The following is a 15,245-nucleotide window of genomic DNA, read 5'->3' as shown; positions in this document are numbered from 1 at the left end:
CCATATGGATGAGAAATTAGTTCACAATCCCTCACGGTTTTCAGAACTATTCAATCGAGTAGCTCGTGAGTCTACAGAATCAATGGAGAAGCGTCTGTCAGGCGGGTTCTTTGCCCGTGTTAAATTTGAAGGAAAACTGCGAGCATATTTGATGGCCGGATATCGTTCAACGTATACGAGACTTCGTGATTTTACTCTGCCAGATAGAGAAGAGCGAACAGTCGAAAACATACAAAAACTCGTCAATACATTTAAAGAGATCTATCCTTTGATCGTATTTAACAATATCGCACTTGCGCGCATAGCACCTGATGGTTCGTTTACCGTTGAGGTTATGACAAAAGAGGACGAAAAGAACCGTATACTCAGAGAGTTCTCGGAAGGAAGTGCAACCTGTGAAGAGTTTAAAGAGCAATTTGGCCATTATGCGTTCAATGGATATGAAGCACAAGAACGCCGGTTTAGTGAATATGACTGTGAAGAGCTAAAGAAATTTGGTGACATAATTTCGCAGGTTCCTCATCAAGTTAAACTCTCACTTGGTGAGTATATGGAAGAGAAGACAGGGGCGGCAACTCCATCGCACTTGGTGGGGATACGTGAGCTTGGCAAGAATCAGGCGCTAAAGATAGTGTCCGCTATCCGCGATGAACTCATACGGCTCGAAAAACTCGATACTTTTGAAAGTTCCGTTTTTGATCATTCATATGAAGATATGATCCGCTTATGATCAAGCTTTCTCAGGAACTACCAAAAAAAGCCGGTGGTAAGGCACAACGTCTAGCCGAGTTGTATCAAGCAGGCTTTTCTGTTCCTTGCGGTGTGGTTGTATTACCAAACGAAGAAATTACTCAATGCGCTATTGAAGCTGGGTTACAAGAGTGTCAGGCCCATACGTACGCAGTGCGATCGTCGTTTGCTCTTGAAGATGGCGAGTCGCATTCATTTGCCGGTATTTTCGAAAGTGAAACAGAAGTTCCGAAACAACAGTTAACTGAAGCAGTTAAGCGCGTGCGAGCTTCGGCTGATACTGAACGAGCCAAACAATACGGTTCGCTTGCTAATGTCACAATTTCTTCCGATTGCATGTCGGTCGTTATTCAAGAAATGGTGGTCGCTGATATTTATGGTGTCTGCTTTACAAAAGCACCCAACGAGCAAGATCAAATGCTAATTTCTGTCTCTAAACACCATGAAGGAGTGACAGGTGGGGAAAATAGCGAAACACATAAGCTGGCTCGTGTCGGTGGTACGCTGCATCCGATATATGCATTAGTTCGAGATGCGGCACTTAACATCGAACGTCTTTTTGGAGCTCCGCAGGATATCGAATACGCGATTCAAGATATCGACGGTAGTCCCGTGTTAGTTGTACTTCAGTCAAGGCCGATTACGTCGTAAGGGATTTTTTGTACTGTTCGCTATTTTCCTCCAATTTATGCGGGTGATGATTGGGGCAGTTTTTATCAGAGCAGCGTTCTGGTATTGTCTTTGTTCCTTCCATCATCAACGCGCCGCAGGGCTGTCCTTCTTTATCCTCTCGTGGGTAAGTACAGACGTTACCGGTGGGCTTTGATTTTATAGCGTGTTTGCATTTAGGGTAGTTAGTGCAAGCGTAGAATATACCAAAGCGACCCCTCTTTTCTGCCATAAACCCTTCATTGCATATGGGGCAAGTTATCCCTGTTGAATTTTTTCGTTCTAGTTCTTCGTCCTTTTTTATATATTTGCACTTGGGGTAGTTTGAGCAGGACACAAAGCGTCCGTACTTGCCGTCTCGCTCTACGAGATCGCCTCCGCACTCGGGGCACTTCTCGCCTGTTTTTTCGTCTCCTTTCATCTCTTCTCCTTCTATCGTTCTCGCGCCATCACAGTCCGGGAAGCGAGAGCAGGACAAGAATTTTCCTGACTTGCTTAATTTAATTATCATATCCGCGCCGCACTTAGGACATTTAAATTCTTTAGGAGCGTCTCCGAGGTTGGTTATTTTTTCTATATCCTTTTTACTCTCAACGTCTTTTTTGAAAGTCTTGTAAAAATCGCTAAGTATTTTTTTATAAGTTGCTTTGCCCTCGGCGATTTCATCCAGTTCATTTTCCATCTCAGAAGTAAAAGAGTCGCTTACGTATTTTTCAAAATGCTTCTCAAGAAATTCACTGACTATCTCTCCGGTGTCAGTTGGCTTGAGGGTCTTTCCTTCTTTTTCTACATACCCTCGGTCTTGGATGGTTTTGATTATGGAAGCATAAGTAGACGGTCGTCCGATGCCGCGCTTTTCCAACTCTTTTACTAATCCTGCTTCCGAATAGCGGCTCGGCGGCTGGGTTTCTTTTTCTTCACTTTCAATATTTTTGAGATCAAGCTCTTCGCCTTCTTTTACCTTTGGCAGTTCTACGTCCTCACCTCGGCTGCGTGGATCGGCCACAAACCAACCAGGGAACAAAGTTCGGGAACCGTTCACGGCAAAAGTCGGAACGCTTTTGTCATCTCCGACTCGCACAATAAGTTTAGTAGAAAGAACTTTCGCGTCGGCCATTTGGCTGGCTATAGTTCTAGATCGGATCAATTCGTATAGTTTTTTCTGCGCTTTGTCCTTCCCCAGGTCCTTTTTGGATAAATTAGTCGGCCGTATACTTTCGTGTGCTTCTTGGGCGCCTTTGGCTTTTTTCCCGAAAACTCCCTTGCCCAGATAATTTTCTCCGTGCTCCTTTTTTATTATCTCTCGCGCTTGAGCAACCGCTTGCTTTGATAGGTTAGTTGAATCGGTGCGCATATATGTGATGTATCCTGCTTCATAGAGTCTTTGGGCAAGCATCATAGTGTATGAGGGAGCAAACCCGAGACGAGATGAAGCGGTCTGCTGCAGAGTTGAAGTCCGGAACGGCGCTCTTGGTCTGCGCATAGTTTCGCGTTCCTGAATTTCTTCGACTACCCAATCGTTTTTCTTGGCGTAAGCCAAAACCCTGTCAACTTCTTCTTTGGTTTTGAGATTTTTGGTTGCTGTTAGCTCGAAGGGATCACTCTCTTCCGTTTTTTTCGCTACCAAGGCATTTAGTACAAAATACGTTTCCGGTTCAAACGCGCGGATCTCTCGTTCTCTCTCGACGATCAGGCGAAGAGCAGGAGACTGCACTCTCCCGGCTGAAAGTCCGTAGCGCAATTTCTTCCAAATAAGTCCGGATAGGTCATAGCCCACGAGTCGATCAAGTACGCGCCGCGCCTCCTGGCTTTCCTTCAGGTCTATGTCAATTGTTCGAGGATTCTCCATTGCTTCCTCTACGGCATCCTTTGTAATTTCGTGGAATACGACTCGCTTCGGATTGTCTAACTCAGCTGCCTCGGAAATGTGCCAAGCTATAGCTTCTCCTTCGCGGTCGGGGTCAGTTGCCAAGATCACTTCTTCGGCTTTGTCTGACAGTTTCTTTATTTCCTCAACCACTTTTTCCTTTCCTTTAGAAATTTCATAGTGCGGCACGAAACCACCCTCGATATCGAGGGCTTTTTTGTTGGACTTCGGCAGATCTCGAATATGACCAACGGATGCCTTAACCTTATACTTCCCGTCAAGGTATTTTGATATAGTTTTCGCCTTCGCGGGGCTCTCTACTATTAAAAGTTTCATTACCTTTGGAATTTAATACCTTCAATTGATAATACAAATAGCAAATATATGCAAATATAAACTCTGGAAAAGTATTAAGAAAATTAATTTTTATAGATAGTGTCACCTTGAATTCGGATGATCCCTTTCAGCTCCATTTTGGTTAATATTATCAGCGCCTCTTCTGTGTTGCCTACGTTGGCTATGAATTCATCGCGACTGATCTTCTCGGAGAAATTACTCAGAATATCGCCATATTCATTTGCATTGTCTGTTTCTTTCTCGAGATCTTCTTTTTCCTCAAGTGATAACTCCTCGATAATATCTTGGGCTGAAAGGATCGGGCGAGCACCGTCGCGTATAAGGTCGTTCGTTCCGGCGGAAGTCTCGGAAAAGATGGATCCCGGTACGGCCATAACTTCACGATCGTATTCCAATCCTAAACGAGCGGTAATGAGAGTCCCTGACTTCTCGGCGGCTTCGATGACTAGGATCGCGTGCGATATTCCGGCCATAATACGGTTGCGTTTCGGAAAAGTCCAGCGCTCGGCTTTTTGATTTGGTTCGAACTCAGAGAGGAGACTTCCCTTGGCTTCCAAAATTTTATCTCTTAGGAAGAAATTGGAGCGGGGGTAGAACACTGATTTGTCTAGGCCGGATCCGGGTATACCGATCGTGTTTATGTTGTGTCTCAAAGCGGCTTGGTGCGCTATAGAGTCAATACCAAGAGCACACCCTGACACAATTGTTACGTTATAGTTGGCCAGTCCAGATATAATAGATTCGGTCGCGCGTTTACCGTATTCGGAATATTTTCTACTACCTACAACCGCAATACGTACCCCCGATTCTTTTATGGGGCTGCCTTCAATATAGAGTTTTTTAGGAGGGTCGGGAATTTCGTTAAGAAGAGCGGGGAACTCATTTGGTAATAGTGTGTGCATCTGGGAGTCGTTAAACGTGTTCATTGTATCATTTTTGGTATAATCTAAAGTACAATCTTTTTATAAAGTGATAGACTTAAAATAGTTACGCGAATAATTAAAATCAAATGCTCGACATAACGTTCATAAGAGAAAACAAAGATCTGATCGAACTCGCTGCTCAGAAGAAGCACGTTGAATTTGATGTCAACAAATTACTATCGGTGGATGAAAAACGCCGTGAATTGCTGGGTTCAATCGAAGAAAAGCGAGCAAAGCAAAACGAAGTTTCAAAACGTATTTCCGATAAATCTATTTCTTCCGAAGAGCGCGGCTTTCTGATCAACGATATGCGCGACCTTAAGGAAGAACTGAGCAAAGAAGAGGACGAGCTCAAAAAGGTTATGAAAAAGTGGCGGGATTTGATGTTGCGCGTTCCGAACATACCGGACGTTTCAGTGCCGGAAGGAAAGAGCGACGAAGAAAATGTAGAGATAAAAACTTGGGGAGACTTACCAAAGTTTGACTTTCCTCCCAAAAATCACGTCGAGCTTATGACTTCGCTTGATATGGTTGACTTGGAACGCGGATCAAAGGTGCATGGATTCAGAGGCTATTTTCTAAAAAATGACGCGGTTCTTCTGTCTTGGGCGATATGGAATTACGCCCAACAATTTTTCCTAAAAAAGAATTTTCAACCGTTTCTTCCTCCTACGGTCGTAAAAAAAGAGTATTTCTACGGTACCGGACATCTTCCGAATGACGCCGAAGATCTATACAAAACCCAAGACGATGACTATTTGGCGGGAACATCCGAAGTTCCTATGATGGCATACCACGCTGATGAAACACTAAAGAAAGAAGATCTGCCCAAAAGGTATCTCGCGTTCTCTCCTTGCTACAGGAGAGAGGCCGGATCGTACGGTAAAGACACTCGAGGACTCTATCGCGTGCATGAATTTTACAAACTCGAACAAGTCATATTAACAGAAGCCAGTCACGATGAATCGGTGCGTTTGCACGAAGAGATCAATCGTAACGTCGAAGAGTTTATCGAAAGCTTAGGACTCCCATATCGTCAGGTGCTCAACTGTGGTGGTGACTTGGGATTGGGGCAAGTTAAAAAGTATGATATTGAATTATGGCGACCGGCCTCAGAGACCTATGGTGAGATCAGCTCCGCCTCTTATTTCCACGACTTTCAATCACGTCGATTTAATATCCGCTATACAGATGAGGAAGGCAAGAGCCGTTACGTGCATTCGCTAAATTCTACAGCGGTGCCAACGCCGAGAATTCTCATAGCTTTACTCGAAAATTATCAAAACGCTGACGGAAGCATTACCGTTCCCGAGGTTTTGCGGGAGTTCTTAGGCAAAGACACTATTAGCAAGGCAAACTGATCTAGTGCGTTATGCCTCGTAAATTTCAAAAGAGAAACAAAGTGCGGAGACCGCGACGCCGCGGCTTTTTGCAAAAATTATTTGGAGGGAGAAAAAGAAAGTCTACACTAAAGCCGTCTGACTTGAGGAGGCGCAAAGAGATCCGGAGGCGTAATGTCCTGATCTTTAAAACTGTTTTTACGACGATTCTTTTACTTGGAATTGTAGCGTTGCTTTACTTTGGTCTGCGCCTGGATGCTGTAAATATTCATGCGGTTGATATAAGAGGAGTTGAAAGCTTAGACGAAGAGAAGGTGAGGGAGAGCGTGTTTGATGAGCTCGAAGGCAATCGGTTGTACTTATTTCCTAATAGCAATACATTTTCTCTTCCTGTGAGGAAAATAGAATCCACGCTATCAGAAGAGTTTTTGCGCGCAGAAGATATTAACGTTCTCAGGAAAGGATTTGACGAATTGATCGTAGTGATTAACGAAAGGGAGCCGGCTGTTGTGTTTTGCGCGGAAAGGAGTGGCTCTTCAGAGAGTGGGTCTGAGGAAGAGTGCTTTTTGGCCGACAATTCCGGAGTCATTTATACAGAAGCAGTCAATGGAACGTGGGATCAATTCGAAGTTATACGTTTCAACAATGAAGATAGCTCGGGAGCCCTCGGAGGCGTTTTAATAGAAGAAGAAGTATTGAACGCTCTGTTAGAGTTTTCTGAAAATTTAAACGAAGAGGGAATCGGCGCGAATGGAATGATAATACTTGAAGACGAGTCGATAGAGATGATCACTGAAAGTGGATATTCTATTTTGGTAAACAGAAAGACAGATTATTCAGACGATATGATACGACTTTTCTCTGCTTTAGACGCTGAAGTTTTCGACAATAAAATTTCACTAGAGGAGGTTTATGAATTTGATCTTCGTTTTGGGAGAAAGATATTTTATAGGTACGGAGAAGAGAGCTCTGTAGAAGAATCGGCTGAGGACCCAATAGAGGTAGAAGAATAAAAGAAAAACTCCCGCTCTCGCTTTCGCGAGAACGGGAGAAGATTTATTCCAGTTTATGTAACTGTAATTATTCAAAGATACCTAAGGAGGTTTTTGGCGACTGGCAGTGCCGAGCTTATGTCGCCACTTAGATTCATTCGCTTCTGTCTTGGTTTTCGTGTCGGATCTTGGTTTGGGATTGACCTTGACAGTGCTATCTTTCACGAAGACCCTCTCTAGGCAGAAGTTCTACTTCTTGTGTGCTTTGCCTTTGCTGACTTGCTTCCTTGCCTTACGATTGCTTTGTGGCTTCGTGGTGAGTCCGCGAAGAGCTCCGTCTGAAGGTTTGTTGCTACCGTTGAGCGGATCCGGAACAGTGGGCTCCGGAACGATCCCTCCGCGAAGCTTGTATTCCACGCGACCTTTGCTTCCTCTGCTTTTCTTTGCCACCAAACTACCTCCTTTCTACTTCGTTACTTTACATACCAAACTGTTAAGTGTCAAAGCTTTCTTGTGGACCGAGATGCTTATCCCTGATATGTCACTTATTCGGTTCTCGGTGCCGATCGCGCGCGAGCTTTCTTAACTTGCGCTTGCTCTGCCTTTCTTTCGGTGGCTTGCTTTTTCTTGTCTTGCCTCCTTCATTCACTTCTTTCGAAACTTTCTTCTTTACCTTTGGCACTTGTACTACCTCCTTTCTAATTAGTTACTTTACATACAAAATGATCGTGAGTCAAAATTTTTGTGGAAATATAAAAAACCGCTCTCGATGAATTCGAGAGCGGTACGAGGATTTAGTGGTTGCTACTAGTCAGCTTTTGCTATTAGCGGAAATGTATTTCGCTACTCTTTCGATGTCCTCCTCCGTGAGTCTTCTTATGGACTCTCGGGTGCTATCGTCGACTGTCTCAGCCAAGCCTTCGAAGACGGTCTCTTCGATGACAATGAGCTCTTGGCGCAAGGAAGGCAAAACCTCCTCTAATTTCTTTGTTACGCGAGCAGCGTAGCCGAGGTAGTGCTCGCACGTACAATCCTCTTCCGGAGAAGAAGGGTCAAGATGCAAAGGATTGGCTCCACAGAAGCCTCCCAAGACATTGCTACCTAGTTCGCCGTAGCGCTTGGAAAAGAACTCTCTCCTGCCATGAGTAGACATTTTCCACTCCTTTATTGGGAATTCAGGAATTTGATCCTTGACGAGAATAGCATAGGGTGGATAGTTGTCAACAGAAAGGTCCATGCTAGAATGCGCACGTATGAATTGGGGGTTTTGGAGCAGATTGAATCGGCCAATTATGGCTCTGGCGCCGATGGCAAATGTCACCGACGCGGCCTTTCGTCGTACCATAGCAAAGTACGGCAAGCCGGATGTTTTTTGGACAGAATTTGTCTCCGCGGACGGCTTAGACTCCCCGGGACGCGAGCGTCTTTTGGTTGATCTTAAATATTCAGAAGAAGAGCGCCCAGTCGTCGCGCAGATATTTTCTGCTGATCCTCTGAAAATAGAAAAAGCTTCCGCTCTCGTAAACGAGCTTGGTTTCGATGGCGTTGATATAAATATGGGCTGTCCGGACAAAGCCGTTAACAAACAAGGAGCTGGAGCCGCTCTGTCAAAAGATCTTGAGTTAGCAAAAGAGATAGTACGGGCGGCAAAACGCGGCGCCGGAGACCTGCCGGTAAGTGTAAAGATCCGACTCGGCTATGATCAAAATCAAATAGAAGAGTGGATACCGGCTCTTCTCGAAGTTCGTCCGGCAGTGATAATAGTTCACGGGCGCACTAGAAAGGAAATGTCAAAAGTTCCAGCTCGCTGGGATGAAATTGCACGTTGTGTAGAAGCGAGAGACGAATGGTCTGAGGCGAACAACATCGAGTCGGAAGAACGAACTCTTATATTTGGAAATGGGGACGTTGAAGATCTGGCCGATGCCAAAGAAAAAGCTCAGAAGCACAACGTAGATGGAGTAATGCTTGGTCGAGCTATATTTGGCAACCCGTGGTTATTCGATCCGAAGGTCGATCGAGACGATGTCCCCCGCCACGAAAGATTGCAGGTGATGCTTGAGCACGCGGAATTATTCAACAAACTTTTAGGAGAAGAAAAGCCATTTCATATTATGCGCAAACATTTTGGCGCTTATGTCTCCGGGTTTCCCAACGCCAGTGGACTGCGTGAGAGATTAATGAACACTGAGTCTATAGATGACGCTCGCGAGGTCATCAGCGAAGAAATAAAGAGTTTCTCAGAACACGGCGTATCAACAAGACAGACAGACAAAATATTTGTATAATTAAATCATGGAAGAGCTAGCTAAAGCAGACATATTTTTCTTCATAACAACCATCGCGGTTGTGTTGATCTCGTTAGTCTTTATTATTGCGCTTGTATATATCGTATCTATTCTGCGTGCTATCAAACGATTCACCGACCGCGCTGAATCAAAAGCCGAAGACATCTATGGTGATATAGATGACTTTCGCGCGGGTGTTCGCAGAAAAGCAGAGACTGCCTCTAGGGTAACTTCGGCTCTTTCGGCGGCGCACGTCGCAAAAAAGATAGTAAATTTATTCAGGGGTGATAGTAAAAAGAAAAGAAGGGCGCGTTACCGAGAACATGAAGAAGACACAGATATAGACGAAGAAAATTATCAAAATAATTCCGATGATAGAGTATAATAAAAGCAGCTTGAACATTTTAGATATTAAGAATTAAAATCTCACATTACATATGGCAACGAAGAAAACAAACAAATCAACCAAGAAAGGAGGAGGGCGAGTAGGAGCGTTCCTTGCCGGAGCTACTGCTGCTACAGCGGCTGGAGCATATTTTCTCTATGGTCCGAACGGAGCGAAAAATCGCAAAAAAATTGAGGGTTGGACTCTCAAGGCCAAGGGAGATGTTCTATCCAAAATAGAAAACGCAAGAGAAGTCTCCGAAGATAGGTATCACGATATCGTGGACAGCGTAACTGCCAAGTACGCTAAACTCAAACACGTCGGTGACGAGAAGGCGAATAAGCTCAACAGCGAACTGAAGCGCCACTGGAACCGCATCAAGAGAGACACCAAAGAGACAGCGTCTACTACCCAAAAGCGTACGAATACTGCGCGCCGAAAGTTAGCAGTCAAGATCGCTCCAAACGAAAAGAAGCCGCGCTCAAAATAACTTGCTTTCCACAAAACCCACTTTCTACGAAGTGGGTTTTGATTTGGTATACTGACAGGTATGACTGAAACATCTCTATATCGCAAGTATCGACCCCAGAATTTTTCTGAGGTACTTGGTCAAGAACACATAACTGACACGCTCGCTCAATCGATCAAAAATAACAGTTTTTCCCACGCCTATCTTTTCTCCGGTTCTCGCGGTACCGGCAAAACATCAGTCGCCCGTATATTAGCGAGAGAAATAGGCACCAAACCGCACGATCTTTATGAAATAGACGCGGCTTCCAACCGCGGTATAGATGACATCCGCGAACTGCGCGAAGCTGTCCGCGCGCTTCCGTATGACTCGCCGTACAAGGTTTACATCATAGACGAGGTGCATATGCTCACCAAGGATGCCTTCAACGCGCTTCTCAAGACCCTGGAAGAGCCGCCAGCGCATGTTGTCTTCGTTCTTGCTACTACTGAGCCGGGCAAAGTCCCCGAGACTATAGTATCGCGCTGTAGCGTATTTCAGTTCAAACAACCAAACGTAGACATACTTCGCTCCACCACAGTTGATATAGCTAAGAAAGAAGGTGTGGAATTAGAGCCGAGTTCGGCGGAGCTTATCGCGATCCTTGGAGATGGATCATACCGAGACACACTCTCGGTCTTGCAGAAAGTGATCTCGGCTCGCACCGGAAAAAAGATGAAAGCCGAAGAAGTTGAAAAGCTTTTGGGCGCTCCCAAGTTAACTCTTCTCAAGGATTTTCTTCACCATTACTCCGAGGGAGACACTTCCGGAACTTTGGAGGTCGTGGAGAAAATAAAGGATGCTGGGGTAGACGTACATCTTTTTCTCAGGTTACTACTATCAAGAATTCGCGCGATACTCCTTCTCCGCTATGGCAATGACTTTTTGAAAAAAGAATTGGCCAAACAATTTTCCGAGGAAGAGCTTTCATATTTAAGCGAGCTCGCGAAAGACGCCAAAAACATCCATTCATTAACCCTTAGGGATTTTCTAGAAATCGAACCTCAAATTGCTCTGAGCTCCATAAAGACCCTGCCGATAGAGATACTCCTTTTGCAAAAAGGGGAAAATACAGAACGAGCGCAAGAAAAATAAGTCGTGTTTGTTAGAATAGGGCGCTTAGTGCAATTTTGCCCGGTCCAAAAGCAAGAAGAACAAGCATGATCGCCAAAAGTAAAAGATCGTAAGACCAGTCTGTAAAAGGCTTGTCAGTTTTTGTAATTTTGTAGAGTGCACCCATGATCATTTCAAATCCGAACGCTAAAGCGGCAGCCCAAGTGAAAAAGCCAAGTACAACTGCTATCCCACCAAAGAATTCGACAATTGCGACCAGCGTACCGTGCAGCATGCCGGGTTTGAAACCCATAGATTCGAAATCACGCGCGTTTGCCTTGAGATCTTTGATCTTTGGCCAACCGTAGTAGATCATTGTGACACCGGCGATAATTCGTACAACGAGAAGTACAAGATCGCTCATTGAAGCAAGTGGTATAAGGTCTATCATAATGATCTATGAAGTTACATTTGTAATAAGCCAGTTTTCAATTTGTTCTACGGCACTATGCGCGTTCTCTCCGATCAGTATTCCCGGATGAGTTGCTCCTTTTATTTCGATCGCTTCTTTTTCGTAATAGTCAGCCATTGCTTGTGCCGTCTTTATTCCAATACCAAACGGGACCGATTCTCCTAGCTCTCCCCCGACGAATAAAACAGGCATAGTCAGACTTTCCTTTGGTACTGATATACCGAGCTTTCTCTCACTTCGCGCGTCTCCGGATTCAGCTCCCAGCATCTCTTTCATCTTCATAAGTTTCTCTTGGGGAATGTCCGGGAAAGCCTCAATCACTTCTTTGGGATCAGTAGGCATACCGGCATCCACTGGAGAGTATCTATCCTGGTAGCTCTTCTTTTCACTTTCGCCCTGTACTTCTATTGTCGGGCTTGGGTCGATCGCTACAACCGCGCTAGCGTCGTAGTCTCTTGCGTACATTAGGGTTACCAATCCGCCCATAGAATGCCCAATAACTACCGGATCTTCGAGGTCATATTCTGACACAATTTGTCTAATGTCAGATACATAGTCTTTCATTGTTGTTCCGGCGACATCGCCTTCGCTTTTTCCGTGGCCGCGGAGATCGAGCGCGTATACATCCCAACCTTTTTCTGAAAGGGACTGTGTGTATCCCATCCACATTGCTGATGAACCCCATGAGCCGTGAACTAACACAATCGGGTTTTTGTGTAATTTATTTTCTGCTTTTTGTACTTGTGTAAATATTTCCATAAAATTTTATAAGCTAAGACCGCAAGGTCATACCTAGAAGTATAACAGGGTATAAAGTTTGACACGGGCAGTACTTGTGTATAACATATGAACATATGACAAAATCAACATATGTAAAAGAAAAGCAAAAAGTTGATCCCTCTAATGTCGCGCGGTCGGCAATAAAGACACTCTCAAATTCTCATCGCTTTAACTTGATGAAAGTCTTGTTAAGTACCAAAAGAGACTTGTGTGTTAATGAACTATCAGAAGCTATTGGTATATCGCAGTCGGCGACCTCGCACCAGCTGTCTTTTCTAGAAGCCCAGGGAGTTGTAAAAAGTGTCCGTACCGGAAAAACAAAGTGTTACCTACCGACAGACACAAAACTTACCGAGAAGATCGCGAAAGTGATCGAGTCTTTGAAATAAAATATGAAAATTCAATTCTTTGTCATTTTAATAATTGTAGTCGCGGTAGTACTGGGGATCTCTTGGTACCTTGATAGAAATGTATTCAGTGTACCGTCAGGAGAAACACAAATTCTTGAAAACAATGATGAAGAAGCGGACGGATCAAATAATTCAACTACATCACAAAATATGACAGAGCGAGAAATTTTAGTAACAGACGACGTGAAGCACTCTATCCCGCTCGACGAAATTATCTCGGGTGGTCCCGGCAAAGACGGTATTCCTTCAATCGATGATCCTCAATTCTTGTCTGCCGAAGAAGCCGACTTTCTAAAAGAAACTGATACCGGCATTGGACTTGTAGTAGGCGGCGAGGCGCGCTTTTATCCATATCGGATCCTCGTGTGGCACGAGATCGTAAACGACACCATAAACGAAAAGTCGGTTCTGGTGACATATTGTCCGTTGTGCGCCACCGGAGTTGTATTTGAAAGGAGGGTGGGTGGAGAAATACAAGAGTTCGGTGTGTCTGGGCGTCTCTGGCAGTCGAATCTTTTAATGTATAACCGCGCGTCAAACGAAGACGAAGAATCGCTGTGGTCTCAAGTTCTCGGGGAAGCTGTGCTTGGCCCTAACACGGGCGAGAAGCTTGCCATTATCCGTTCGAATGTAGTGCGTTGGGAAAGTTGGCAGGAAGAATATCCAGACACGCTTGTCCTATCGCGCGAGACCGGCTCCGATCGCGATTACGCGCGTGATCCATACGGCGGTTACTACACCAGTGATTCTGTATCGTACGGTGCTACGTTCAACGATTCACGTTTACACCCAAAAGAACTCGTGCACGGTATAGAGATAGACGGACAATACAAGGCCTACCACGGTAGCGCGCTTTCAGAGACCACCACAGATACATTTGCCGGAAAGGAGATCACCATAAGCAAAACCGACGTGGGAGAGATCGAGTTTACGGCAGAGGAAGAAGTAATTCCCCACGTCACTGGCTTTTGGTTTTCTTGGCTTGCCGTACATCCGGATACAGAGCTTTATAAGTAAATTATAAATTAATAACAACTAAGTAAAAAAATATTATGCAAAACGTAACTATATACTCAACACCGTCATGTCATTTTTGCCACGCCGCTAAAGAATTCTTTAAAGAGAACAACGTTGAATTCACCGATCACGACGTAGCAACTGATGTCGCTAAGCGAGAAGAAATGATCCAAAGAAGCGGACAAATGGGAGTGCCTGTTATATTTATTGGCGAGGAGATGATCATTGGCTTTGATGAAGGCAGAATAAGATCATTGTTGGGAGTTTAAAAGTAACACGACTTACAATTAATGTATGGAAGGTGAAGCAAAAAATAACTACGAACAAAAAAAGCAAAAACGCGAGCAGGTACGCGAAAAAGAGCGCGCGCAAGCTCGCAGGGCTGATTTACGAAAATCAATTACTCGCTATGTCGTCTGGATACTTGTTGCAGCCGGTCTGGGATACGGTCTCGTGTTGCTTGCCGGAGCTACCGGCCCTGACGGGGAAGACTTTAGCGAAAAATACTCGATTCAAGGTCGCCAGCATATCGAAGAGGGAGAATTACACTCGGAGTATAACTCTAACCCACCTTCTTCCGGATGGCATTATGCCGCAAGCACGCGTGGAGGATTTTATGAATCTCCGTTGCCCGATGAGCGTGTAGTACATAACCTTGAACACGGCGATATATGGATTACGTATCATCCCGACATCAGCGACGAATCAAAAGATGTTCTTGAATCTTTTGCCGGTCAATATGTAGTCGTATCACCCCGAGAAGAGAATGAAGGAGATATCTCACTGGTAGCTTGGGGCAGGGTTGATACTTTCGACGTAGAGAGCGGTATTGTTGATGAAGAGCGTATAGGGGACTTTATTACAAGGTATGATAATCGTGGGCCGGAAAAGGTACGTGGAGCACAGCCCGGACATGGTGGTTTTTAATTGGTAATTATATGCAAACTAATACACAAAAAGAGTACGGAGTACCCATAGCAATCGTTGTAGCCGGACTTACTATAGGTGCTTTAGTGGCGGGTGCGATCATTTTTACCGGAAACGAAAATGCACGAAGTAATGGAGGCGCACTTACCCAGTAGGCCAGCGCCACGAGTGCCCACTGGACTGTGAAAGCGGTCAGAAGCACGAGCGAGCGAGGTGTTTCGCTACTTACGATGATAGTCCGAGCCGTGGCTGTTATGGACGGATAACACGGGCCCTGGCGACCATGGACGTTCAGCAAAGACTCCTGCGTAAGAATCGCGGCAAGGAGCGATATAACTGAATCGGAGCGCCGAGGATTGCCAGGACACCGATCTCTCCAGGTCACCGCAGGCGAGAATCGCCACCGGCACGGTGCCGACGCTCCACCAGCGAATCGCGGTAGGCGTAGCGCTCGGATTCACCGTAAGCGGCCACCAGGATTCGCCACACTTTCCCGGGTAGATACTT

Annotated in this window: 19 protein-coding genes; 13 read left to right on the top strand and 6 right to left on the bottom strand. The window is 45.1% G+C overall.

What is annotated here, in order from left to right:
• The first annotated feature begins 4 nt into the window (after positions 1–4).
• Positions 5–730 carry a hypothetical protein gene (locus U5L75_00095; GenBank protein MDZ7725977.1) on the top strand — a complete coding sequence of 242 codons (726 nt, stop codon included), beginning with the start codon at positions 5–7 and terminating at the stop codon, positions 728–730.
• The gene (locus U5L75_00090) at positions 727–1,401 is read left to right on the top strand and encodes a PEP/pyruvate-binding domain-containing protein (GenBank protein MDZ7725976.1); all 675 of its coding nucleotides are present in this window, start codon (positions 727–729) and stop codon (positions 1,399–1,401) included. The genes U5L75_00095 and U5L75_00090 overlap by 4 nt, the downstream gene beginning before the upstream one ends.
• Here U5L75_00090 and topA read toward each other — a convergent pair.
• Positions 1,391–3,622 (bottom strand): type I DNA topoisomerase, encoded by a 2,232-nt coding sequence (topA, locus tag U5L75_00085; protein ID MDZ7725975.1) that lies wholly within the window; start codon positions 3,620–3,622, stop codon positions 1,391–1,393. The two genes, U5L75_00090 and topA, sit on opposite strands and share 11 nt — an antisense overlap.
• Positions 3,623–3,705: 83 nt before the next feature.
• Positions 3,706–4,569, bottom strand: coding sequence for a DNA-processing protein DprA (gene dprA, locus U5L75_00080; protein MDZ7725974.1), 864 nt, complete (start codon positions 4,567–4,569; stop codon positions 3,706–3,708).
• An 83-nt stretch (positions 4,570–4,652) separates the two neighbouring features.
• Between dprA and serS the strand changes: the two genes are divergently transcribed.
• Positions 4,653–5,927, top strand: a complete 1,275-nt coding sequence (gene serS, locus U5L75_00075) for a serine--tRNA ligase (GenBank protein MDZ7725973.1) — start codon at positions 4,653–4,655, stop codon at positions 5,925–5,927.
• 68 nt (positions 5,928–5,995) lie between these two features.
• On the top strand, positions 5,996–6,919 hold the full coding sequence (locus tag U5L75_00070) for a hypothetical protein (GenBank protein MDZ7725972.1): 924 nt from the start codon (positions 5,996–5,998) through the stop codon (positions 6,917–6,919).
• 228 nt (positions 6,920–7,147) lie between these two features.
• Here U5L75_00070 and U5L75_00065 read toward each other — a convergent pair whose 3' ends face one another.
• Complete coding sequence (locus U5L75_00065; GenBank protein ID MDZ7725971.1) at positions 7,148–7,348, bottom strand: hypothetical protein; 201 nt, start codon at positions 7,346–7,348, stop codon at positions 7,148–7,150.
• Between the two features lie 361 nt (positions 7,349–7,709).
• Complete coding sequence (locus U5L75_00060) at positions 7,710–8,135, bottom strand: hypothetical protein (protein MDZ7725970.1); 426 nt, start codon at positions 8,133–8,135, stop codon at positions 7,710–7,712.
• A gap of 55 nt (positions 8,136–8,190) precedes the next feature.
• Between U5L75_00060 and U5L75_00055 the strand changes: the two genes are divergently transcribed.
• Genes U5L75_00055 through dnaX form a run of 4 tightly spaced genes read left to right on the top strand, consistent with a single transcriptional unit; the run spans position 8,191 to position 11,174 of the window.
• On the top strand, positions 8,191–9,186 hold the full coding sequence (locus tag U5L75_00055) for a tRNA-dihydrouridine synthase (GenBank protein MDZ7725969.1): 996 nt from the start codon (positions 8,191–8,193) through the stop codon (positions 9,184–9,186).
• A 7-nt stretch (positions 9,187–9,193) separates the two neighbouring features.
• Positions 9,194–9,571: a hypothetical protein gene (locus U5L75_00050; protein ID MDZ7725968.1), complete on the top strand. Its 378-nt coding sequence runs from the start codon at positions 9,194–9,196 to the stop codon at positions 9,569–9,571.
• 52 nt (positions 9,572–9,623) lie between these two features.
• The gene (locus tag U5L75_00045) at positions 9,624–10,061 is read left to right on the top strand and encodes a hypothetical protein (protein ID MDZ7725967.1); all 438 of its coding nucleotides are present in this window, start codon (positions 9,624–9,626) and stop codon (positions 10,059–10,061) included.
• 60 nt (positions 10,062–10,121) lie between these two features.
• On the top strand, positions 10,122–11,174 hold the full coding sequence (gene dnaX / locus U5L75_00040) for a DNA polymerase III subunit gamma/tau (protein ID MDZ7725966.1): 1,053 nt from the start codon (positions 10,122–10,124) through the stop codon (positions 11,172–11,174).
• A 10-nt stretch (positions 11,175–11,184) separates the two neighbouring features.
• Here the strand turns inward: dnaX and U5L75_00035 are convergent, their stop codons facing one another.
• Positions 11,185–11,583 (bottom strand): DoxX family protein, encoded by a 399-nt coding sequence (locus U5L75_00035; protein ID MDZ7725965.1) that lies wholly within the window; start codon positions 11,581–11,583, stop codon positions 11,185–11,187.
• Positions 11,584–11,589: 6 nt separating this feature from the next.
• Positions 11,590–12,363, bottom strand: a complete 774-nt coding sequence (locus U5L75_00030) for an alpha/beta hydrolase (protein ID MDZ7725964.1) — start codon at positions 12,361–12,363, stop codon at positions 11,590–11,592.
• 95 nt (positions 12,364–12,458) lie between these two features.
• Between U5L75_00030 and U5L75_00025 the strand changes: the two genes are divergently transcribed.
• Genes U5L75_00025 through U5L75_00005 form a run of 5 tightly spaced genes read left to right on the top strand, consistent with a single transcriptional unit; the run spans position 12,459 to position 14,893 of the window.
• Positions 12,459–12,773, top strand: coding sequence for a winged helix-turn-helix domain-containing protein (locus U5L75_00025; GenBank protein ID MDZ7725963.1), 315 nt, complete (start codon positions 12,459–12,461; stop codon positions 12,771–12,773).
• Between the two features lie 3 nt (positions 12,774–12,776).
• On the top strand, positions 12,777–13,811 hold the full coding sequence (locus tag U5L75_00020; GenBank protein ID MDZ7725962.1) for a DUF3179 domain-containing protein: 1,035 nt from the start codon (positions 12,777–12,779) through the stop codon (positions 13,809–13,811).
• A gap of 35 nt (positions 13,812–13,846) precedes the next feature.
• Positions 13,847–14,080, top strand: a complete 234-nt coding sequence (locus U5L75_00015; protein MDZ7725961.1) for a glutaredoxin domain-containing protein — start codon at positions 13,847–13,849, stop codon at positions 14,078–14,080.
• Between the two features lie 25 nt (positions 14,081–14,105).
• Positions 14,106–14,738 carry a DUF3105 domain-containing protein gene (locus U5L75_00010; GenBank protein MDZ7725960.1) on the top strand — a complete coding sequence of 211 codons (633 nt, stop codon included), beginning with the start codon at positions 14,106–14,108 and terminating at the stop codon, positions 14,736–14,738.
• Between the two features lie 11 nt (positions 14,739–14,749).
• The gene (locus U5L75_00005) at positions 14,750–14,893 is read left to right on the top strand and encodes a hypothetical protein (protein ID MDZ7725959.1); all 144 of its coding nucleotides are present in this window, start codon (positions 14,750–14,752) and stop codon (positions 14,891–14,893) included.
• The last annotated feature ends 352 nt before the right edge of the window (positions 14,894–15,245 follow it).

It is taken from the genome of Candidatus Campbellbacteria bacterium, from assembly GCA_034521025.1.
Lineage (GTDB): Bacteria > Patescibacteriota > Minisyncoccia > Phycocordibacterales > JAXHMZ01 > JAXHMZ01.
Note: the sequence above shows the minus strand (reverse complement) of the source record. Positions and strands in the feature narration are given on the sequence as shown.

Coding starts and splice junctions, on each gene's coding strand:
- U5L75_00095 (MDZ7725977.1), top strand. CDS start 5: ATGGATGAGAAATTAGTTCACAATCCCTCACGGTTTTCAGAACTATTC.
- U5L75_00090 (MDZ7725976.1), top strand. CDS start 727: ATGATCAAGCTTTCTCAGGAACTACCAAAAAAAGCCGGTGGTAAGGCA.
- topA (MDZ7725975.1), bottom strand. CDS start 3,622: ATGAAACTTTTAATAGTAGAGAGCCCCGCGAAGGCGAAAACTATATCA.
- dprA (MDZ7725974.1), bottom strand. CDS start 4,569: ATGAACACGTTTAACGACTCCCAGATGCACACACTATTACCAAATGAG.
- serS (MDZ7725973.1), top strand. CDS start 4,653: ATGCTCGACATAACGTTCATAAGAGAAAACAAAGATCTGATCGAACTC.
- U5L75_00060 (MDZ7725970.1), bottom strand. CDS start 8,135: ATGGACCTTTCTGTTGACAACTATCCACCCTATGCTATTCTCGTCAAG.
- U5L75_00055 (MDZ7725969.1), top strand. CDS start 8,191: ATGGCTCTGGCGCCGATGGCAAATGTCACCGACGCGGCCTTTCGTCGT.
- U5L75_00050 (MDZ7725968.1), top strand. CDS start 9,194: ATGGAAGAGCTAGCTAAAGCAGACATATTTTTCTTCATAACAACCATC.
- U5L75_00045 (MDZ7725967.1), top strand. CDS start 9,624: ATGGCAACGAAGAAAACAAACAAATCAACCAAGAAAGGAGGAGGGCGA.
- dnaX (MDZ7725966.1), top strand. CDS start 10,122: ATGACTGAAACATCTCTATATCGCAAGTATCGACCCCAGAATTTTTCT.
- U5L75_00035 (MDZ7725965.1), bottom strand. CDS start 11,583: ATGATAGACCTTATACCACTTGCTTCAATGAGCGATCTTGTACTTCTC.
- U5L75_00030 (MDZ7725964.1), bottom strand. CDS start 12,363: ATGGAAATATTTACACAAGTACAAAAAGCAGAAAATAAATTACACAAA.
- U5L75_00025 (MDZ7725963.1), top strand. CDS start 12,459: ATGACAAAATCAACATATGTAAAAGAAAAGCAAAAAGTTGATCCCTCT.
- U5L75_00020 (MDZ7725962.1), top strand. CDS start 12,777: ATGAAAATTCAATTCTTTGTCATTTTAATAATTGTAGTCGCGGTAGTA.
- U5L75_00015 (MDZ7725961.1), top strand. CDS start 13,847: ATGCAAAACGTAACTATATACTCAACACCGTCATGTCATTTTTGCCAC.
- U5L75_00010 (MDZ7725960.1), top strand. CDS start 14,106: ATGGAAGGTGAAGCAAAAAATAACTACGAACAAAAAAAGCAAAAACGC.
- U5L75_00005 (MDZ7725959.1), top strand. CDS start 14,750: ATGCAAACTAATACACAAAAAGAGTACGGAGTACCCATAGCAATCGTT.